We start from the raw sequence: 18811 nt of genomic DNA on the forward strand, positions 1-18811 counted from the left end.
TGGGGTGGTCGGGCGCAGTGGGGGTGCAGGTGTCAGGCGCGGCGGCGGATTTTGTTGCCCAGCCAGACGATGGGGTCGTACTTGCGGTCGGCTACGCGCTCTTTCATGGGGATGAGGGCGTTGTCGGTGATCTTGATGTGTTCGGGGCAGACTTCGGTGCAGCATTTGGTGATGTTGCAGAAGCCGAGGCCGTGGTCGTCCTGGGCCTGGTGCTGGCGGTCGGCGGCGTCGAGGGGGTGCATGTCGAGTTCGGCGATCCGCATCAGGAACCGGGGGCCGGAGAAGGACTCCTTGTTCTCCTCGTGGTCCCGGATGACGTGGCAGGTGTTCTGGCACAGGAAGCACTCGATGCACTTGCGGAACTCCTGCGAGCGCTCGACGTCGACCTGCTGCATCCGGTACTCACCGGGCTTGAGGTCGGCCGGCGGCGTGAACGCCTTGACCTCGCGGGCCTTGGTGTAGTTGTACGAGACGTCGGTGACGAGGTCGCGGATGACCGGGAAGGTGCGCATCGGGGTGACCGTGACGACCTCGTCCTCGTCGAACGTGTTCATCCGGCACATGCACATCAGCTTCGGCATACCGTTGATCTCGGCGCTGCACGAGCCGCACTTACCGGCCTTGCAGTTCCAGCGGACGGCCATGTCGGGCGCCTGCGTGGCCTGCAGCCGGTGGATGACGTCGAGGACGACCTCGCCCTCGTTCACCTCGACCTCGTAGTCCTGCAGGTCGCCGCCCTCGGCGTCCCCGCGCCAGACGCGGAACTTCCCTTTGTAGGTCATGCGGGCAGCTCCTCTTCGGTCAGGTACTTCTTCAGCTCGTCGACCTCGAACAGCTCGAGCAGGTCCTCGCGCATCGGGATCTGCTGCTTCTCGTCGACGTTCACACTGCCGTCGGCGTTCAGCCCGCAGACGAGCAGCTTCTTGCGCCACTCGGCGTTCATCCCCGGGAAGTCGTCGCGGGTGTGACCGCCGCGGGACTCCTGGCGCAGCAGCGCGGCCTTGGCCACGCACTCCGAGACGGTGAGCATGTTGCGCAGGTCGAGCGCCAGGTGCCAGCCCGGGTTGAACTGGCGGTGCCCCTCGACGGTCATCTTCGCGATCCGGCCGCGGAACTCGGAGAGCCGGCCGAGCGCCTGCTCCATCTCCTCTTCCTTGCGGATGATGCCGACCAGGTCGTTCATCGACTGCTGCAGCTCCTGGTGGATGGTGTACGGGTTCTCACCGCCCTCCAGCTCGAACGGCGCCAGCGCGTCCGCGGCGGCCGCGTCGATATCGGCCTCCGCGATCTTCGGGCGCTCGGCCAGCGAGTCGACGTACAGCGCGGCGCCCATCCCGGCGCGGCGGCCGAAGACCAGCAGGTCGGACAGCGAGTTGCCGCCGAGCCGGTTCGAGCCGTGCATACCGCCGGCGACCTCACCGGCCGCGAACAGGCCCGGGACGACGGACGACGCGGTGTCCGGCTCGACCTCGACGCCGCCCATCACGTAGTGACAGGTCGGACCGACCTCCATCGGCTCGGCCGTGATGTCGACATCCGCCAGCTCCTTGAACTGGTGGTGCATCGACGGCAGCCGGCGCTTGATCTCCTCGGCGGGCAGCCGCGAGGAGACGTCCAGGAAGACGCCGCCGTGCGGGGTGCCGCGACCGGCCTTGACCTCGGAGTTGATCGCGCGGGCGACCTCGTCCCGCGGCAGCAGCTCCGGTGGGCGCCGGTTGTTGTCGGCGTCCTTGTACCAGCGGTCGGCCTCTTCCTCGGTTTCGGCGTACTGCGCGCGGAACACGTCCGGCACGTACTCGAACATGAACCGCTTGCCCTCGGAGTTCTTCAGGACGCCGCCGTCACCGCGGACCGACTCGGTGACCAGGATGCCCTTCACCGACGGCGGCCAGACCATGCCGGTCGGGTGGAACTGGATGAACTCCATGTTGATCAGCGTCGCGCCGGCCCGCATCGCGAGCGCGTGCCCGTCACCGGTGTACTCCCAGGAGTTCGAGGTGACCTTGAACGACTTGCCGACGCCGCCGGTGGCCAGGATGACCGCGGGCGCGTCGAACAGGATGAACCGGCCGGACTCGCGCCAGTACCCGAAGGCGCCGGAGATCGCGTCACCGTCCTTGAGCAGCTCGGTGACCGTGCACTCGGCGTACACCTTGAGGTTGGCCTCGTAGTCGCCGGTGGCCTCGAAGTCCTCCTGCTGCAGCGAGACGATCTTCTGCTGCAGGGTGCGGATCAGCTCCAGGCCGGTGCGGTCGCCGACGTGCGCCAGCCGCGGGTAGGAGTGGCCGCCGAAGTTGCGCTGGCTGATCCGGCCGTCCGGCGTCCGGTCGAACAGCGCGCCGTAGGTCTCCAGCTCCCAGACGCGGTCGGGGGCCTCCTGCGCGTGCAGCTCGGCCATCCGCCAGTTGTTCAGGAACTTCCCGCCGCGCATCGTGTCGCGGTAGTGGACCTGCCAGTTGTCGTTGGAGTTCGCGTTGCCCATCGCGGCCGCGCAGCCGCCCTCGGCCATCACGGTGTGCGCCTTGCCGAACAGCGACTTGCACACGATCGCGGTGCGCTTGCCCTGCTCGCGGGCCTCGATCGCCGCGCGCAGACCGGCGCCGCCGGCCCCGATCACGACGACGTCGTAGGTGTGTCGTTCCAGCTCAGTCATAACTCAGAAGTCCTCAGTTGAAGAAGCGCAGGTCGGAGAACCAGCCGGCCGACAGCGCCATGATGTAGAAGTCGGTCAGGATCACGGTGAACAGCGACGCCATCGCGAACGTGCCGTGCTTCGGGTTCAGCTTGGAGACGAACGTCCAGTACCGGTACCGCAGCGGGTGCTTGGAGAAGTTCTTCAGGCGGCCGCCGACGATGTGCCGGCAGGCGTGGCAGGACAGCGTGTACAGCCACAGCATCACCAGGTTGATCCAGATGATCAGCGTGCCGAGACCGAAGCCGAAGCCGCCGTCCTTGCCGTGGAAGGCGAGGACGCCGTCGTAGACGTTGAGGATGCCGAAGACCAGCGCGCCGTAGAAGAAGTAGCGGTGCAGGTTCAGCGCGATCAGCGGGAACTTGCGCTCACCGGTGTACGACTTGTGCGGCTCCGGGACGGCGCACGCGGCCGGCGCGAAGAACAGCGACCGGTAACCCGCCTTGCGGTAGTAGTAGCAAGTGCCGCGGAAGCCGGCCAGCACGGCGAACGTGATGATGCTGTACGGGATGAAGACCGGGAACTTCGGGAACCAGGTGCCCAGGTGACTCGACCCCGGCGAGCAGCCCTCGTTGATACAGGGCGAGTACAGCGGGGTGAGGTAGTGGTAGTCGTTCACCCAGTACCACTTGTTCATGAAGATCCGGATCGTCGCGTAGACGACGAAGAAACCCAGGATCACGCCGATCCGCAGCGGCGCCAGCCACCACTTGTCGGTCCGTGCCGTTTTCAGCCCTACCTGCGCGCGCCCCGGCGAATTGATGCCTGTATCAGCCGACATCAGAGTCGTCCTCGCTTCGCTCCGGGCGCCTCTGCTGTCGATGCGACGCTGTGCTTTCTGGTTCGCTCGCTACGCTCGCTCACGGGGCACGCCTGTCGGGCGCGCCGAAGCCTTCGTGCTCCGCGTCTGTCCACATGGACGCGTCATACTCCACGTCGGGAATCTCCTCGAGGTCCTCCGGAACCGGTCCGGGTCTGTGCCGTGGGTCGGGAGGGCCGAGCTCGGCCAGGTCGTCGCTCAGCCGGGCCACGTCCGACACCAAGCGGCGGATGCCGAGGGTGTCGCCGTACTCCTGGCTGAGTTTCCCGACGGCCGCGTGTAGCGATTCGAGCGCGCGGACAACGGGCGCAACGGCGCTGTTAGCTTCACCCATGCCGACTCCAGTGATGGTGTTGTAGCTGTCAGTATGGGCACACTTTGCCGCGCTCGTGCATGCAACGGAAGACCTCTCGCTACGGCGTGTTTTTACTTAGGGTTGCCTCAGTTGCCGACTGCCGACGAGTGGAGTAATGGAGCGAATCCGGCCTTCAGTACAACGAGATTCGCCATCGGCGTGAGCACCTCGGCCTCGATCAGACCGCGCGGCCGGCGCGGCTTCTCGTACCCTGCCCAGGACCACGGCAGCACCTGCTGATCGAGCACCAGCGCCGGGCGCCCGTCGTACCGGATCATGGCGCCGTCGGGCAGTGTGACGAACTCCTGAACCGTCGTCCGCTGCCGGCGCGTCCGCGGCTCGACGCGCTGGCTGTGCAGGACGGCGTCCATCGCGGGCGCCCGGGGGCGCTCGGCCAGGCCGCGGCCGCGCGCCCAGGCCCCGGCGTACCGCAGGAAGTCGCTGCGCCGGCAGTAATGACAGGGGCGATGACCGGCCGCCAGCGCGACCGCCTCGTCGAAGAAGAACAGCGCCGTCCACCGGCCGGGCGGCATCGGATCGCGCTGAACCCCCTTCCAGTCAAGGACGCAGCAGATCCACGCCTTGGATCGCCAGCGGGCCGCGCCGAGGCCGCGATCGGGGCGGTGCAACGAGCCGCGGTTGCCCATCAGCAGGCCGCGGCCGGGCTCGGCCACGATCTCCTGCGTCGGGAGAACCCTGTTCTGCAACGGCATGCGGCCGATCCTGCCGGACTCCGCCGACAGTTTTCCCAACCCGGTCTGGCAGAGTCGTCGCGTGCAGAGTGTGGTGGGAGTCGCGATCGTCCGCGACGGGCGCGTGCTGGCGGCGTACCGGACGGCGCCCGAGCCGGGCTGGGAGTTCCCCGGCGGCAAGGTCGAGCCGGGGGAGACCGAGGCGGACGCCGCCGTCCGGGAGATCCGCGAGGAGCTCGACCTGGAGATCGCGGTCGGGGCATCGCTCGGGCCCGGCGTCGACATCTCCGACAAGTACCGGTTGTTCGTCCGCCGGGCGACGATCGTCAGCGGCGAGCCGGTCCGCCGGGAGCACGCCGAACTGAGATGGTTCACTCCGGCGGAGCTGGACGAAACGGCCTGGCTGGCCCCCGATCGCCCCTTCGTCCGGGCGCTGCGGGAAATTCTCTAGTGGCGGAAGTCACATTCGGGCCGGCCACGGTTTGCGACCTCCGGATCACGGGGAGAAAACGGTCCCGGCCGCAAACTGTATGGGTCGTTTGTATGGGTTGTACCTGGTGACCGGTCTACTCCGGCTGCGACGATCCTCAGGCAAGCTACTGGGGAGGAGTTGGAATGTCGGTGTATCAGGTCGTCCCATCCGTCCGGAGGGAAGACTTCGCCCACGAAGCCGACTGCGAGATCTACGAGCTGGGATCGCGGCGGCTGGAGCCGACAGCGGTCCGGGAGCTGACCAGTCGTCAGATCGCGATCGGCCGCATGCTGGCGACCGGTGCGAAGGACGCCGCGGTCGCTCGTGAGCTCGGTCTGTCGCTGCGGACCGTTCGGGCCGAGGTCAGCGCGCTGGTGCTCGGGCTGGGAGCCAAGTCACGGTTCCAGGCCGGCTGTCTGCTGGTGCGGCGCTTCGGATAAGAACACCTCGCGGCCGGGGCGCGACGTAGGCTCTGAGTATGGCTGAGCTACCCGCGCGCCGGCTGTTGCTGGTGCACGCGCACCCCGACGACGAGACCATCAACAATGCCGCGACCATGGCCCGGTACGTCGACGAGGGCGCCCAGGTCACGCTGATCACCTGCACCCTCGGCGAGGAGGGGGAGGTGCTCGTCCCCGATCTCGCCCACCTGGCCGCCGACCGGACCGACGCCCTCGGCCCGCACCGGATCACCGAGCTGGCGAACGCGATGTCCGAGCTCGGCGTCACCGACCACCGCTTCCTCGGCGGCCCCGGAAAGTACCGCGACACCGGGATGATCTACAACGAGGAGGGCAACGCCGACGTCCCGCCGGACACCCGGCCGGACAGCTTCTGGCAGGCCGACCTGCTGGCCGCCGCCGACGACCTGGTCCCGGTCATCCGCGAGGTCCGCCCGCAGGTGCTGATCACCTACGACGACTACGGCAACTACGGTCACCCCGACCACATCCAGGCGCACCGCGTCGCCACGTACGCCGCCGCTCTGGCCGCCGTCCCGTCGTACCGGGAGGAGCTCGGCCCGGCCTGGGACATCCCGAAGATCTACTGGAACGCGATGATCGAGTCGAAGTGGCGCTCCAGCCTGCGTAACCTGCGCGCGGCCGGCGACACCACGACCTTCGAAGGGCTCGACCCGGACGGCGACCTCGGCCGCGCCATCACCCCGGACCGGTTCGTCACCGCGATCATCGACGGCGCCCCGTACCTGGACCGGAAGATGAACGCGATGAAGGCGCACGCGACCCAGATCACCGTCGACGGCCCGTTCTTCGCCCTGTCCAACAACAACGGCAACGAGATCTGGACCGACGAGGGCTACCGCCTGGTCAAGGGCACGGCCGCCCCCGGCCCCGACGGCGTCGAGGACGATCTGTTCGCCGGTCTCCAGTGACCGGCGCTGTCCCCCCGGAGGACTTCCGGGCCGCCCTGGGGCAGTTCGCGGCCGGCATCCTGATCATGAGCACCCTGCAGGACGGCGTCGCCCATGCGATGACCGCGAACGCGTTCACCTCGGTCTCGCTGGAGCCGCCGCTGGTGCTGGTCTGCGTCGACAAGGGCGTCCGGATGCACGACGCCGTCCTGGAGTGCGGTTCCTGGGCGGTCTCGGTGCTGGCCGCCGACCAGCAGCCGCTCGCGGCCCGGTTCGCCCGCTCGGGGCGGGATCTGCACACCCAGTTCGACGGCGTCGCGACCGAGCCGGCCCCGAAGACCGGCTGCCCGGTGATCACCGGCGCGCTGTCCTGGCTGGAGTGCCGCACGTGGGCGACGTACGACGGCGGCGACCACACGATCGTGGTCGGCGAGGTGCTCGGGTTGGGCCTTCCCGGGGCACGGGGCAGGGCCGCCCTGCTCCATCACGCCAGTCACTACCGGGAGTTACCCGGCAGCTGAGTGTGTTTACGGCCTGGGAACAGGGCATCTCGGGGCAACCCAGGGCTGCCCCGAAGGTCGGGACGGCCTGCCCGGTCCCGTAGGATGACGGCTTGCGCCTTGGGTTGGGCGCCGCTTGACCACGGCTTGAGCAGGAGGACTTCGTCCGGTGGGGAGAAAGCAGCTCGCGGGGATCATCGCCGCGGCGGGGCTCGGTGTGCTGGCGGTGGGGTACGGCGCGGCCTTCGCGTTCGCCGGCGACAAGATTCCCGGTGACACCACGGTGCTCGGGATCCCGCTCGGCGGGCTGTCCGAGGCCGACGCGAAGTCGAAGCTGGAGGCCGGCCTGAAGGAGCGGCTGGCCCAGCCGATCAAGTTCACCGCCGGTGACAGCAAGACGTCGTACACGGTCGACCCGGTCGAGGCCGGTCTCAGCCTGGACGTCGAGGCCACGGTCGCCCAGGCCGGCGCGGGCCGCAGCCTGGCCCCGGCCCGGATCTGGCGCGGTCTGACCGGCGGAAAGGCTGTCGAGCCGGTCGTCCAGAGCGACGAGGCCAAGCTGAAGGCCGCCGTCGAGAAGCTCGCCAAGCAGGTCAACCGGCCGGCCACCGAAGGCAGCATCACCTTCGACGGCATCGAGCCGGTGTCCCACAAACCCGCCGAGGGCCTCGAGCTGGACAGCGCGCAGGCGGCCGCGAAGATCGTCGCGGCCTACCCCGGCGACGGCAACGCCGCCGATCTGCCGGTCCAGGTGACGAAGCCGCAGGCCGGCGCCGACGCGATCAGCAAGGCCATCAACGAGTACGCCGAGCCTGCCATGTCCGGCCCGATCAAGCTGACCGTCGGCGACAAGTCGGTCCAGCTGACGCCGCGGGAGCTCGCGCCTGCGTTGACCGTCGCGGTTCGCGACGGCAAGGTCACCCCGACGCTGAACGGAAAGCTCCTGGAGCCGTTGTTCCAGAAGCGGTTCAAGACGCTGGAGAGCCTGCCGAAGGACGCGACGTTCGAGATCGCCGCGGGGAAGCCGCGGGTCGTCCCGGCGGTCGACGGCCAGGTCGTCGACCGGAACAAGGTCGGCCCCGCGATCCTCGACCTGCTGGCCAAGCCGTCCGGTCAGCGCACGGCCTCGGTCGGTCTGACCACGACCAAGGCGAAGGTGACCACCGAGCAGGTGCAGGCGCTCGGCATCAAGGAAGTGATGGGTCAGTTCAAGACCGTCTTCCCCTACGCCACGTACCGCAACGTCAACATCGGCACGGCGGCCCGCAAGATCAACGGCACGCTGCTGAAACCGGGCGAGATGTTCAGCCTGAACAAGATCGTCGGCGAGCGGACGAAGGCCAACGGGTTCACCGAGGGCAACATCATCAGTAACGGCGTCTTCAAGCTGGACCTCGGCGGCGGCGTCTCGCAGTCGGCCACGACGACCTTCAACGCGGCCTTCTTCGCCGGTCTGAAGGATGTCGAGCACAAGGCGCACAGCGTCTACATCGACCGCTACCCGGTCGGCCGCGAGGCCACCGTGGCCTGGCCCTCGGTGGACCTGAAGTTCCTCAACGACTCCGGGAACGGCATCTACATCCAGACCATCTTCAAGGCCTCGAAACCCGGCGCGCAGGGCAGCATCGAGGTGAAGATCTGGGGCACCAAGGTCTGGGACATCACCGCCGGCGCCTCCGGCCGGACCAACCAGCGCGCCCCCGGCCTGATCTACAACACCGAGCCGGGCTGCCGCCCGCAGGCCCCGACCGGCGGTTTCGACATCACCATCTACCGGTACTTCGCGAAGAACGGCAGCCGGGTCAAGACCGAGCAGTTCACCACGAAGTACAACGCGGCCGACGACATCCGCTGCGGCCCGAAGCCCGGCACGACGCCGCCCGGCGGCCCGGAGACGCCCGGCGTCGGCGAGAGCAGCACGCCGCCGCGCTGATCAGCCGGCGTTCAGCTGGTGGAGTTCGGCGGCGACCTGATTGAACAGGTCCTCGCCGATCACCGCGCCCTCGCGACGCACCTGACCGGGTTCGATCCGCAGCACGCGGTCCAGCCGGATCTCGCTGCGCCGGTTCTCGCGGTCCCAGGGGCCGCTGCCGATATCCATCCAGACCCGGCCCCAGCGGGCCTCGTCGGCGGCGTCCCGGTCGTGGTCCTTACTGGTCAGGATCAGCGCCAGCAGGTAGGGCCCGTCGGAGCCGACCACGAGCACCGGCCGGTCCTTGCCGCGGTGGAAGTCCTCCTCGAACGGCACCCAGGTCCACACGATCTCGCCCGGGTCCGCGACGCCGTCGTCCGGATGCGGGGTGTACTCGACGTGCACTGTGCCTTCGAAATCGCCCGGGTACTCCGGGCGCTCCACCGCGTGATCCGCCATGGCAGCAGAGCCTACTGCGCGGAGCTGACCAGATACCGGTAGCGATAGGCCTCGGCGTACCCGAGCCGCCGGTACGCCGTCACTGCGGCCTCGTTGCTCTCCAGAACCTCCAGATAGGTCCTCCGGCCGCCCTGCGTGCCTGCCCAGCGCGCCAGGCCCTGTACGACGGCTGCTGCCAGCCGCCGGCCGCGATACGCGGGCAGCACCCGTACGGCGTCCACACCGAGCCAGTGCCCGGTCATGGCGCCGCGCCCGACCGCCACCAGTTGGCCGTCGACGGTGATCGAGGCAAAGACGGCCTTGGGGGCGCTTTCGAGCACGGTCGGGGCGACTGCGGGCACTGGGCCGTCGAAGGCGGCGGCGTACCAGGCGTCGTCCGGGCGGTCCTGGATGAAGATGTCGTACTCCGGGACGGCGTTCACGTGGTCGAGCGTGGTGTGCATGACCAGGACGTCGGACTCCGCGGGGCGCGCGTCGACCCAGCCGAGGGTCTGGAGTTCGGCGGCGATCGGCGTCCCGAGCCGGACCAGGGCCTGCGCGGGGAGGCCGTGCCCGGCGTAGAAGGCCTCGACCTGCGCCACTGCCTCGGCGGTCGGCAGGCCGGGATCGCCGGCCGGGAGCACCGAGTTGCCGCGGCCCGTCCAGCCGGCGGACGCGCGCAGCAACCACTCGCCCAGGTACGTCGTCGTAGCCGCCGGCCGCCCGAGGGCGGTGGTCAGGAACAGCTGCGCGACGTCGACCGCGCGTAACGGCATCTCCGGGATCGGTTTGGCCGCGGTGATCGCGGTGAGCTCGATCCGGTGCCGTTCACCGTCGGCGTGCCGGACGACGAGACCCTCCGGCTGCCGGTCCTCGAGGACGCCGATGAGGTCGGTAAGGCCATCCTTACTTCGATGGCGGACCACGACACGGTGGCCGATATCACTGGTCCCGAGGCCTGACACGATCCGGACTCCTGGCAGAGTGGGCAGAGTATTACCGTGATACTAGAGACTCTTGCACCACCGCATCGCAGCAACCCGAGTGCCCAGCGCTGCGCGTGCCTGCCATAGGAGGAGTAGCAGTGACCTACGTCATCGCGCAGCCGTGTGTTGACCTGAAGGACCTCGCATGTGTCGAGGAGTGCCCCGTCGACTGCATCTACGAGGGCAACCGGATGCTCTACATCCACCCCGACGAGTGCGTGGACTGCGGAGCCTGCGAGCCGGTCTGTCCGGTCGAGGCGATCTACTACGAGGACGACACGCCGGAGCAGTGGAAGGACTACTACACCGCGAACGTCGACTTCTTCACCGACCTGGGCTCGCCCGGCGGCGCTTCGAAGATGGGCAAGATCGACAAGGACCACGCGTTCATCGCGGCGCTGCCGCCGCAGGAGCACGACGAGTAACCAGCAGTCCTTCGATGGGGGCGCCGATCGGCGCCCCCATCGGTCAGTCCTCCAGCACGTCCACGTGGACGTGGTCGAGGTGCCGGAGAATCTTGGAGTCGCCGGAGCGCGCGGGCGGGGTGTAGTCGCGCCAGCCGGAGTCGGAGCGGCCGCCGGCGGTCCAGATCTTGTCGCTGAAGATGATCGTCCGGATCTTCAGCAGGTCGGCGCGGGCGACCAGGTACTGCGCCATCGCCCAGCCCTTGGTGGTGTTGGCCGCGGAGATCGGCCGGACGAAGACATCGACCGCGCGCCCCTCGTAATGCGCCGAGCCCTCCATGTGGCCGCTCTGGACGCCGCCCGGCGCGTAGCCCCCGGTCGGCACCTTGCCGAAGGTCGCGAGCAGATCCCGGCGGACGGCGTCCGCGCGCGGAGTCAGCCCGTTCTTGCCGACGCTCTGGACGGGCACCTCGTCCGGGTTGACCGTGCAGCTGAAGACCGCCTTCGAGTTGCCGGTCAGGGCAGAGGCCAGCACCCGGGCGTCGCCCTCGTGATCGGCGTACGCGTTCGGGAAGGCGCTGCGCTGCACGCGGTCGGCGGCGACCGTCACGGGCAGGCTTTGGTAGTTCTTGATCTTCACCAGCGCGTCGTAGAACTTGCCGGCCGCGTAGTGCGGGTCCTGCACTTGCTGCTCGGTGCCCCAGCCCTGGGACGGCCGCTGCTGGAAGAGGCCGAGCGAATCCCGGTCGCCGTGTTCGACGTTGCGCAGGCCGGACTCCTGGTACGCCGTCGCCAGCGCGATCGTCGCCGCCCGGCCGGGCAAACCCCGGCGGACGGCGATCCCGACGATGATGGCCGCCGACTCGGCCTGCTCCAGGTCGAGGACGACGGTGGACTCGTTCACCGTCGCCTCGCACTGCTCGGGCGGCGGCAGCAACGGGCCGAAGTCCTGGCCGCCGACCCAGGCCACAGCTCCGCCGATGACCAGGGCCAGCGCCCCTACGGATCCCAGTGCGACGATCAGGCCGCGCTTCATCGGCATACCGCTCTCAACGTCCGGGAGCGGCGGCCTGGTTCCTCACGGTTGGTCACGATGTGATTGACGTCCGAACTCGCCAACCGGTTGGCGTCTGTGTGTCTCAAGCGTTCGCGTGCAATGCCTCGTTGAGCGTGATGCCCTCACCCTTGCGCGGCCGGGCCTCGACGGCGCCGGTCACGGAGTTGCGGATGAAGAGCAGGCCCGGCTGACCGGACAGCTCGCGGGCCTTGACGACGGCGCCGTCCGGCAGGGTGACCTTGGTGCCCGCGGTCACGTAGAGGCCGGCCTCGACCACGCAGTCGTCGCCGAGCGAGATGCCGGTGCCGCCGTTCGCGCCGAGCAGGCAGCGCTTGCCGATCGAGACGACCTGGGTGCCGCCGCCGGACAGCGTGCCCATGATCGAGGCGCCCGCGCCGATGTCGCTGCCGTCGTCGACGACGACGCCGGCCACGATCCGGCCCTCGACCATCGAGGTGCCGAGCGTCCCGGCGTTGAAGTTCACGAAACCCTCGTGCATGACCGTGGTGCCTTCGGCCAGGTGCGCGCCGAGGCGGACCCGGTCCGCGTCGCCGATCCGGACGCCGGTCGGGACGACGTAGTCCGTCATCCGGGGGAACTTGTCGACGCTGGTCACGGTCAGGTGCTGGCCGGCGGCGCGGGCGCGGAGCCGGACCTGCTCGATCTGCTCGACCGGGACCGGGCCGGCCGATGTCCAGGCGTTGTTCGGCAGGGCGGCGAAGATGCCCTCCAGGCTCAGGCCGTGCGGGCGGACCAGGCGGTGCGAGAGCAGGTGCAGCCGCAGGTACGCGTCGGCGGTGCCCTCGGGCGCGGCGTCCAGGGCGATCTCGGCGCTCACGACCTCACGACGGACCTCGCGCAGCTCGTCGGTCCCCTCGGCGGCGATCAGCTCGGCGGGGGCCTTCGCGTCGGCGGGCTGCTCGCCCAGCGCGGGCGCCGGGTACCAGACGTCGAGGACGGTGCCGGTGGTCGTGACGGTGGCGAGGCCGAAGCCCCAGGCGTGGGTGGCGTTCGAGGTCATGCGCACAGCCTGCCAGAGGGCCGAAGCGGGCTCGGCCTTAGACCCTGATCGAAAGGCTTCCGGACGGTATCTATACGCATAGATTCTCTGTGTATGGACAGGAGGTGTTCCGGGTGGCGCGGGTAACCCAGGCTGATGTGGCGCGAGCGGCCGGCACGTCGATGGCCGTGGTCAGCTACGTCGTGAACGGCGGCCCGCGGCCGGTGGCCGAGGCGACCCGGCAGCGGGTGCTGGCGGCCATCGAGCAGACCGGCTACCGCCCGGACGGCGTCGCTCGCGCGCTGGTCGGCGGATCGACGATGACGCTGGGCCTGATCGTCCCGGATATCGCCAACGAGTTCTTCGCCGAGCTGGCCGCGGCCGTCGAACAAGCCGCCCGCGCCGCCGGCCGGACGGTCCTGCTGGCCAACTCCGAAGGCGACGCGAGTACCGAGCTCGACCTGCTCGACACCTTCCTGCAGCGCCGGATCGACGGCCTGGTGATCGTCTCCCAGGCCCCCGCGGCCGCCGACCGCCTGCTGAACCGCGCCAAGACCCGGCACGTCTTCCTGGGCGCGGCGCCCGAGAGCGCGGCATCGATCGGCGTCGACAACTTCGGCGGCGCCGTCGCCGCCACCCGCCACCTCCTCGAGCACGGCCACAGCCGGATCGCCGCCATCGCGGGCCCCGCCGGCGACCACGTCGCCGAAGCCCGCCTGGCCGGCTGGCGCCACGCCGTCGCCGCCCGCCCCACCGCAGGCCGCGTCCGATTCGTCCAACACCCCTTCACCGTCACCGGCGGCTACGACGCCGCCCTGGCCCTCCTCAACCCCTCACCTCTCGCTCCTGGTGGTCCGGCGTCCGGCGCCTCCATCTTCGGCCGCTCGGGTCCGGCCGGGGCGCGCGTTCGGCCGCAGGCGGTGTTTGCGAGTTCTGATCGGCAGGCGATCGGGTTGTTGCGGGCGGCTGCTGATCTGGGGCTTTCGGTGCCGGACGACCTGGCGGTGGTGACGTTCGACGGGTCGTCGATCTCGGCGTACGCGGTGCCCGCGCTGACGACGATCCAGCAGCCGATCGCCGAGATGGCCGAGCTGGCCGTCCGGCAGTTGATCGATCCGGACCCGCAGCCGCTGCGGGCCGTTCTCGAGGTGGGACTGGTCGTGCGCCGGTCCTGTGGTTGTCCGCCTGCTCATCTGTGACCGGAGGTCCGATGTTCCGCCGAATCGCCGCCGTGCTCGTCGTCCTGACCCTGCTCCCGCTGTCTGCCGCCCATGCCGCCGTCGGCGGGTGGTCCGCCCCGATCCGGCTGTACGCCGCGAGCGACGTCCAGGGCCGGGGGTACGCCTACGCCCCGAGCGCCGTGGCCGACAACCCGACCCGGCTCTACACGTGTCACAGCAAGGCCCGCAACACCATCCGCGACGACATCTTCCTGACCCGGGTGGGCGTCTCGTCGCGGTCGGTGCTGGCTCCGGCCGGTACGGGCTGGGACAGCTGGCACAACTGCGACCCGAGCGTCGTCCGGGTGAACGTGCCGTTCAACGGCCAGACCTACAGCTACGCGATGTTCTACCTGGGTAACGACGTCGACCGCTCCGCGCACAACGCGATCGGCGTCGCGGTCGCGCACAACCTCGACGGGCCATGGGTCAAGTTCCCGAACCCGGTCATCCCGTTCCCCGGGAACCACCCCGACCAGTGGGGCGCCGGCCAGCCGTCGGCGACCACGATCAACGCCGCCGAGGGCACGGTCGTGCTCGCCTGGACCCAAGGCCTGCCGAGCGGCAACACCGGCAAGGCCGCGCAGATCAGCTTCGGCTCGGGCACGCCCGTCGTCCAGTACGAGCGCACGCTGCCGATGGCCGGGCTGACCACCGCGACCGGCGCCCAGGACGACCTGAACAACTTCGACCTGGTCTACTCGCCGCCGCGGGACCGCTTCTTCATGGTCCGCGAGGGCCACCCGTACCCGGTGTCGAACCCGAACTACATCTCCGACCACGTGCAGATCGCGAGTATCTCGGGCGCGGATTTCTGGGCGAGCTCCGGCGGCAGCTGGCGGGTCGAGAGCACGATCACCAGCGCGCGCACCGGCAAGGCGCGCACGCACAACCCGGGCTTCCTGCGCACCGTCTACGGCACGCTCCCGAACGAGTCGGCGCTGACCGTCGTCTACACCAGCGCCGACCCCGACCCGGACTCGCTGTGGAGCTACACGCTCTGGCAGACCACCGCCGCCCTGAGCTGACCCGCGACCCCGAAGGATGCTGATGGCAACCGCATTCACCCTCGACACCGATATCGGCTCCGACGTCGACGACGCCCTCGCGCTGGCCGTGATCCTCGGCTCGCCCGAGCTCGACCTGACCGCCGTTGCCACGGTCTACGGCGACACGTTGCTCAGGGCAAGGATGGTCGCGCGGCTGATCGGCGTCGCCGGTCACGAGCCGGGCCCGATCGTCCCCGGCCGGACGACGGCGCGGTCGGGCCGGCCGGTCTGGTGGCCGGGGCACGAGGGCGCGCTGCTCCCCGATCTCGACCAGGAGAAGGTGGACGGCGGCGCCGACCCGATCGAGCTGCTCGCAAGCTCGCGGACGGTGGTCGCGATCGGCCCGCTCACCAACGTGGCCGAAGCGGTCGAACGCACCGGCCACGCCATCGGCGAGCTGATCGTGATGGGCGGCGACTTCGGCAGCGAGCGCGCCGAGCACAACATCGAATGCGATGTCGACGCGGCCGCCGCGGTCTTCGGCAGCGGCGTCCCGGCCACTGTGATCGGGCTCGACCAGACCACCCGGCTCCGCCTCGGCGCCGTAGTGGTCGAGCGGATCGACGCTTCCGGCCCGTTCGGCCGGCTGCTCGCCGCCGAGATGCGCCAGTTCTGGAAGTTCACCGCCGAGGACTCCAACGTGCCGCACGACCCGGCCGCCGTCCTCACGATCACCGATCCGGAGCTGTTCACGTTCACCACCGGCCGGATCGACGTCGACCCGGCCGGCGCCACCCGGTTCACGCCCGGCGACGGGCCGCACCGGATCGTCTCCGATCTGGACGCCGGCCTGGTCGCCCGGCGGATCGTGGATCGGATCCTCACCGCCTGTGAAGGAGCAAGGCCGTGAAACTCCCCTGGTTGACCCTGCCCGCAGTCCTCGTCCTCGCCGGCTGTCAGTCCGCCCCGGCGACCACTCCGGCCCAGCAGCCCGCGGCCGGCCCGGTCACGCTGACCTTCGCGAACGCCGACCCGGCCGCCACCTGGAAGCCGGTCATCGATCATTGCCAAAAGCAACTGCCCGGCCTGACCGTGAAACAGCTGAACATCCCCTACCCGCAGCTGACCAGCACGATCACCCAACGGCTGACTCAGGGCAACGCGGAGCTGGACGTGTTCACCGTCGTCCCCGCCTGGATCCGGGACTATGCGAACCGCGGCTTCCTGGCCGATCTGTCCGAGCTGAAACCGCAGGCGATCGCGAACGCCGTCAGCCCGGACATGGTCACCGCCAACGAGATCGACGGCAAGCTGCTCGGGATCTCGCCCTGGACGACGTCCCAGTTCCTCTACTACAACGCCGACGTACTGCGGAAGGCCGGCATCGAGCCGCCGTCGGCCGACCCGGCGCGGCGGTGGACCTGGCAGCAGCTCCGGGACGCCTCGGCTCGGCTCAAGGGGAGCGTGCAATACCCGCTGCTGTTCGACCAGTTCGACAGCTACTACCAGCTGCAGCCGCTCGGCGTCTCCGCGGGCGGCGGCAACGGGCTGACGGGTGACAAGCAGGACAAACCCGATTTCGCCAACCCTGGCTGGCAGAAGGCGCTCACCTTCTACTCCGGGCTGTTCACCGACGGCCTGTCGCCGCGCGGGATCACCAACGACAAGACCAACGCGCTCTTCGCGGGCGGCAAAGCCGGTTTCATCGTCTCCGGGCCGTGGACGGTGTCGAACGCGGTCAAGACCAAGCTGGCCTTCGGCGTCGCGGCCGCCCCGGTCTTCGAAGGCGGCAAACCGGCCACCTCGACCGACTCGTGGGCGATGGCGGTCAGCGCGAAATCGGCCAAACAGGCGATGGCGAAGAGGTTCCTCGAATGCGCCAACCTGACCGCCGCCGGGAACACGGCGTCGATCAAGATCGCGCAGATCACGCCGACCCAGAAGGACGCCTACAAGGCGTTCGCGACGCAGTTCGAGGCGTCCGGAGGCGCAGCGACCAAGGGGCTGTCGGCGCTGATGGAGACCGAGCTGCGGACGACCGCCGTCCATCGGCCGCCGGTGACCGGTTACACCGTCTTCGAGTCCGAGGCCGAGAAGCTGTTCGCCGACGTCCGCAACGGCAGCAACCCGGCCGGCCGCGCGAAGAAGGCCGACGAGACCATCGCCCGGCAGTTCGCGCGACTCGGCTGATCACGATGCCGACCATGAGCCCGCGGCGGTGGCGGGACGCGCGACTCGCCGTCCTGCTGCTGGCGCCCGCCGTCCTCGGCATGGTGGCGATGCGCGTGGTCCCGGCCGTGTCGGCGTTCGCGGAGAGCTTCAATCACCTCTCGTTGCGGACCGGCGTGAAGGAGTTCGTCGGCTTCGAGAACTACGCCTACCTGCTCGGTTCGGGCGAGTTCCACGCGGTGCTCGGGACGACGCTCTTGTTCAACCTGGTGCTCAACCCGGTGATCGTGGTGCTCTCGACCGCATTGGCCCTGCTGCTCGCGCAGCGGTTGCCGGCGGTCGGGTTGTGGCGGTCGCTGATCTTCGTGCCGGCTGCCGTCCCGGGGTCGGTGACCGCGTTGATCTGGAGTACGGCGATGCAGCCGGACGGCCTGCTCAACGCGCTGTTCGCCGCGATCGGGCTGCCGAAGCAGCCGTTCCTGACGTCGTCCGGCCAGGCGCTCGGGTCGATCGGCCTGATGCTCGCGTGGGGTGCGATCGGGTACTGGATGCTGTTCGTGGTGGCCGGTCTGAAGGACATCCCGCAGGCGGTCTACGAGGCCGCGCTGATCGACGGCGCGGGCTGGTGGCGGCGGCTGACCGCGATCACCCTGCCGCTGCTGCGCCGTCCGATGGCGTTCGTCCTGGTCGCCGGTACGGTCGGCAGCTTCCTCGCGTTCGCGCCGGTGCAGATCCTCACCAAGGGCGGGCCGGACGGCTCGACCAACCTGCTGATGTACGACGTCTACGCCAACGCCTACCAGGTCGGGGATCTCGGCGTCGCCCAGGCCGAGGTCGTGCTGCTGATGATTCTGATGGCGGTCGTGGTGGCGATCCAGTTCCGGGTCCTGCGCGAGGAGCGGTCGTGAAGGTCTCGCGGGTCGCCTCGGTATTCGCAGCTGCGCTCGCCGCGGGGCTGATCTTCCTGCCGCTGTGGTGGGTCTTCGCGTCCTCGCTCCGCCCGGGTAACTCGTTCGTGGAGAACCTCACCCCGCTGTCGTGGCGGGCGTTCCTCCCGGTCGGCGGATCGTTCGCGAACTACGAGGTCCTGCTGGACGGCGACTTCGCCCGGGCGCTGCTGAACAGCTTCCTGGTCGCGGGCGTCACCGTCGTCCTCGGGCTGGCCGTCGCGGTGCTCGCCGCGTATGCGCTGGCGGTACTCAACTTTCCGGGCCGCGGTTACGTCTTTGTCTTCGTGATCCTGGTCTCGATGGTGCCGTTCGACGCGATCGCCATCCCGTTGTCGGGGTTGTTCAGCACCTGGCGGCTGAGCGACAGCTATGCCGGGCTGATCCTGCCCGCCCTGGCCAACGGGTTCGCGATCTTCGTGCTGCGCCAGTTCTTCCTCGGCGTCCCGCAGGAGCTGCTGGACGCCGCCGAGGTCGACGGGCTGGGCCGCTTCGGCACGCTGCTGCGGATCGTGCTGCCGCTGTCGAAACCGGCGCTGATCGGCGCCGGGCTGATGCTCTTCCTGTCCCAGTGGCAGGCCTATCTCTGGCCGTTGCTGATCGGCACCTCACCGGGCAAACAGCTCGCGCCGATCGCCCTGGCGAACCTCAGCAACCTGTACTCCGTCGATCTCGGCCAGATCCTCGCCGGGTCGTTCGTGCTGAGCGCCGTCCCGATGGTGCTGCTGCTGTTCTTCCAGCGGCAGTACACCGAATCGCTGTCCACCTCCGGAATGCGAGGCTGAG

Annotated in this window: 21 protein-coding genes; 12 read left to right on the top strand and 9 right to left on the bottom strand. The window is 69.3% G+C overall.

The annotated features are described in order from the left end of the window. Window positions 1–32: 32 nt before the first annotated feature. From HPO96_RS23385 to HPO96_RS23405, 5 genes are all read right to left on the bottom strand, one after another. Entirely contained in the window at window positions 33–782 is a 750-nt protein-coding gene (locus HPO96_RS23385; RefSeq protein WP_171675998.1) for a succinate dehydrogenase/fumarate reductase iron-sulfur subunit, read from the bottom strand. Next, window positions 779–2653 carry a fumarate reductase/succinate dehydrogenase flavoprotein subunit gene (locus tag HPO96_RS23390; RefSeq protein WP_171676000.1) on the bottom strand — a complete coding sequence of 625 codons (1875 nt, stop codon included), beginning with the start codon at window positions 2651–2653 and terminating at the stop codon, window positions 779–781. Before HPO96_RS23390 ends, HPO96_RS23385 begins: the two co-directional genes overlap by 4 nt. Before the next feature lie 13 nt (window positions 2654–2666). Further along, window positions 2667–3473: a hypothetical protein gene (locus HPO96_RS23395; RefSeq protein WP_171676002.1), complete on the bottom strand. Its 807-nt coding sequence runs from the start codon at window positions 3471–3473 to the stop codon at window positions 2667–2669. Window positions 3474–3552: 79 nt separating this feature from the next. After that, a complete protein-coding gene (locus HPO96_RS23400) occupies window positions 3553–3846 on the bottom strand; it encodes a hypothetical protein (RefSeq protein WP_171676004.1) in 294 nt (97 codons plus the stop codon). Window positions 3847–3953: 107 nt separating this feature from the next. Then, a complete protein-coding gene (locus HPO96_RS23405) occupies window positions 3954–4580 on the bottom strand; it encodes a hypothetical protein (RefSeq protein WP_171676006.1) in 627 nt (208 codons plus the stop codon). Between the two features lie 61 nt (window positions 4581–4641). On the opposite strand from HPO96_RS23405, the gene HPO96_RS23410 reads away from it, so the two are divergent. The 5 genes from HPO96_RS23410 (at window position 4642) to HPO96_RS23430 (ending at window position 8836) form a co-directional block, all read left to right on the top strand. Next, window positions 4642–5010, top strand: coding sequence for a (deoxy)nucleoside triphosphate pyrophosphohydrolase (locus HPO96_RS23410; RefSeq protein WP_337796774.1), 369 nt, complete (start codon window positions 4642–4644; stop codon window positions 5008–5010). A gap of 164 nt (window positions 5011–5174) precedes the next feature. After that, on the top strand, window positions 5175–5471 hold the full coding sequence (locus tag HPO96_RS23415) for a LuxR C-terminal-related transcriptional regulator (protein ID WP_171676010.1): 297 nt from the start codon (window positions 5175–5177) through the stop codon (window positions 5469–5471). Between the two features lie 38 nt (window positions 5472–5509). Further along, window positions 5510–6424: an N-acetyl-1-D-myo-inositol-2-amino-2-deoxy-alpha-D-glucopyranoside deacetylase gene (gene mshB / locus HPO96_RS23420; protein WP_171676012.1), complete on the top strand. Its 915-nt coding sequence runs from the start codon at window positions 5510–5512 to the stop codon at window positions 6422–6424. Beyond that, window positions 6421–6924, top strand: a complete 504-nt coding sequence (locus HPO96_RS23425; protein WP_337796775.1) for a flavin reductase family protein — start codon at window positions 6421–6423, stop codon at window positions 6922–6924. Before mshB ends, HPO96_RS23425 begins: the two co-directional genes overlap by 4 nt. A 148-nt stretch (window positions 6925–7072) precedes the next feature. Continuing rightward, a complete protein-coding gene (locus HPO96_RS23430) occupies window positions 7073–8836 on the top strand; it encodes a VanW family protein (RefSeq protein WP_171676014.1) in 1764 nt (587 codons plus the stop codon). Here HPO96_RS23430 and HPO96_RS23435 read toward each other — a convergent pair whose 3' ends face one another. Next, window positions 8837–9274: a type II toxin-antitoxin system PemK/MazF family toxin gene (locus tag HPO96_RS23435; protein WP_171676017.1), complete on the bottom strand. Its 438-nt coding sequence runs from the start codon at window positions 9272–9274 to the stop codon at window positions 8837–8839. Window positions 9275–9285: 11 nt separating this feature from the next. Further along, the gene (locus tag HPO96_RS39710; RefSeq protein ID WP_337796776.1) at window positions 9286–10218 is read right to left on the bottom strand and encodes a GNAT family N-acetyltransferase; all 933 of its coding nucleotides are present in this window, start codon (window positions 10216–10218) and stop codon (window positions 9286–9288) included. 119 nt (window positions 10219–10337) lie between these two features. On the opposite strand from HPO96_RS39710, the gene fdxA reads away from it, so the two are divergent. Next, the gene (fdxA, locus tag HPO96_RS23445; RefSeq protein WP_171676019.1) at window positions 10338–10664 is read left to right on the top strand and encodes a ferredoxin; all 327 of its coding nucleotides are present in this window, start codon (window positions 10338–10340) and stop codon (window positions 10662–10664) included. A 43-nt stretch (window positions 10665–10707) separates the two neighbouring features. On the opposite strand, the gene HPO96_RS23450 is transcribed toward fdxA, so the two are convergent. Next, window positions 10708–11685: a VldE C-terminal domain-containing protein gene (locus HPO96_RS23450; RefSeq protein WP_171676021.1), complete on the bottom strand. Its 978-nt coding sequence runs from the start codon at window positions 11683–11685 to the stop codon at window positions 10708–10710. Window positions 11686–11782: 97 nt separating this feature from the next. After that, entirely contained in the window at window positions 11783–12721 is a 939-nt protein-coding gene (gene dapD, locus HPO96_RS23455) for a 2,3,4,5-tetrahydropyridine-2,6-dicarboxylate N-succinyltransferase (RefSeq protein ID WP_171676023.1), read from the bottom strand. 113 nt (window positions 12722–12834) lie between these two features. Here dapD and HPO96_RS23460 point away from each other — a divergent pair, with 113 nt between their 5' ends. The 6 genes from HPO96_RS23460 to HPO96_RS23485 are packed head-to-tail and all read left to right on the top strand — an operon-like array spanning window position 12835 to window position 18810. Beyond that, complete coding sequence (locus HPO96_RS23460) at window positions 12835–13899, top strand: substrate-binding domain-containing protein (protein WP_171676025.1); 1065 nt, start codon at window positions 12835–12837, stop codon at window positions 13897–13899. A gap of 11 nt (window positions 13900–13910) precedes the next feature. Then, window positions 13911–14948 carry a glycoside hydrolase family protein gene (locus HPO96_RS23465; protein ID WP_171676026.1) on the top strand — a complete coding sequence of 346 codons (1038 nt, stop codon included), beginning with the start codon at window positions 13911–13913 and terminating at the stop codon, window positions 14946–14948. A gap of 22 nt (window positions 14949–14970) precedes the next feature. Then, the gene (locus HPO96_RS23470) at window positions 14971–15819 is read left to right on the top strand and encodes a nucleoside hydrolase (protein ID WP_171676028.1); all 849 of its coding nucleotides are present in this window, start codon (window positions 14971–14973) and stop codon (window positions 15817–15819) included. Then, entirely contained in the window at window positions 15816–17099 is a 1284-nt protein-coding gene (locus HPO96_RS23475) for an extracellular solute-binding protein (protein ID WP_171676030.1), read from the top strand. Before HPO96_RS23470 ends, HPO96_RS23475 begins: the two co-directional genes overlap by 4 nt. Before the next feature lie 14 nt (window positions 17100–17113). Then, window positions 17114–17986, top strand: a complete 873-nt coding sequence (locus HPO96_RS23480) for a carbohydrate ABC transporter permease (RefSeq protein WP_238355449.1) — start codon at window positions 17114–17116, stop codon at window positions 17984–17986. Further along, a complete protein-coding gene (locus tag HPO96_RS23485) occupies window positions 17983–18810 on the top strand; it encodes an ABC transporter permease subunit (RefSeq protein ID WP_171676035.1) in 828 nt (275 codons plus the stop codon). The genes HPO96_RS23480 and HPO96_RS23485 overlap by 4 nt, the downstream gene beginning before the upstream one ends. Window position 18811: the final 1 nt, after the last annotated feature.

This window comes from Kribbella sandramycini (assembly GCF_013131805.1).
Classification (GTDB): domain Bacteria; phylum Actinomycetota; class Actinomycetes; order Propionibacteriales; family Kribbellaceae; genus Kribbella; species Kribbella sandramycini.

Bases quoted from the DNA above. Each gene is read 5' to 3' on its own strand.
- HPO96_RS23385 (WP_171675998.1), bottom strand. From the start codon at position 782: ATGACCTACAAAGGGAAGTTCCGCGTCTGGCGCGGGGACGCCGAGGGC.
- HPO96_RS23390 (WP_171676000.1), bottom strand. From the start codon at position 2,653: ATGACTGAGCTGGAACGACACACCTACGACGTCGTCGTGATCGGGGCC.
- HPO96_RS23395 (WP_171676002.1), bottom strand. From the start codon at position 3,473: ATGTCGGCTGATACAGGCATCAATTCGCCGGGGCGCGCGCAGGTAGGG.
- HPO96_RS23400 (WP_171676004.1), bottom strand. From the start codon at position 3,846: ATGGGTGAAGCTAACAGCGCCGTTGCGCCCGTTGTCCGCGCGCTCGAA.
- HPO96_RS23405 (WP_171676006.1), bottom strand. From the start codon at position 4,580: ATGCCGTTGCAGAACAGGGTTCTCCCGACGCAGGAGATCGTGGCCGAG.
- HPO96_RS23415 (WP_171676010.1), top strand. From the start codon at position 5,175: ATGTCGGTGTATCAGGTCGTCCCATCCGTCCGGAGGGAAGACTTCGCC.
- mshB (WP_171676012.1), top strand. From the start codon at position 5,510: ATGGCTGAGCTACCCGCGCGCCGGCTGTTGCTGGTGCACGCGCACCCC.
- HPO96_RS23435 (WP_171676017.1), bottom strand. From the start codon at position 9,274: ATGGCGGATCACGCGGTGGAGCGCCCGGAGTACCCGGGCGATTTCGAA.
- HPO96_RS23450 (WP_171676021.1), bottom strand. From the start codon at position 11,685: ATGCCGATGAAGCGCGGCCTGATCGTCGCACTGGGATCCGTAGGGGCG.
- dapD (WP_171676023.1), bottom strand. From the start codon at position 12,721: ATGACCTCGAACGCCACCCACGCCTGGGGCTTCGGCCTCGCCACCGTC.
- HPO96_RS23465 (WP_171676026.1), top strand. From the start codon at position 13,911: ATGTTCCGCCGAATCGCCGCCGTGCTCGTCGTCCTGACCCTGCTCCCG.
- HPO96_RS23470 (WP_171676028.1), top strand. From the start codon at position 14,971: ATGGCAACCGCATTCACCCTCGACACCGATATCGGCTCCGACGTCGAC.
- HPO96_RS23480 (WP_238355449.1), top strand. From the start codon at position 17,114: ATGAGCCCGCGGCGGTGGCGGGACGCGCGACTCGCCGTCCTGCTGCTG.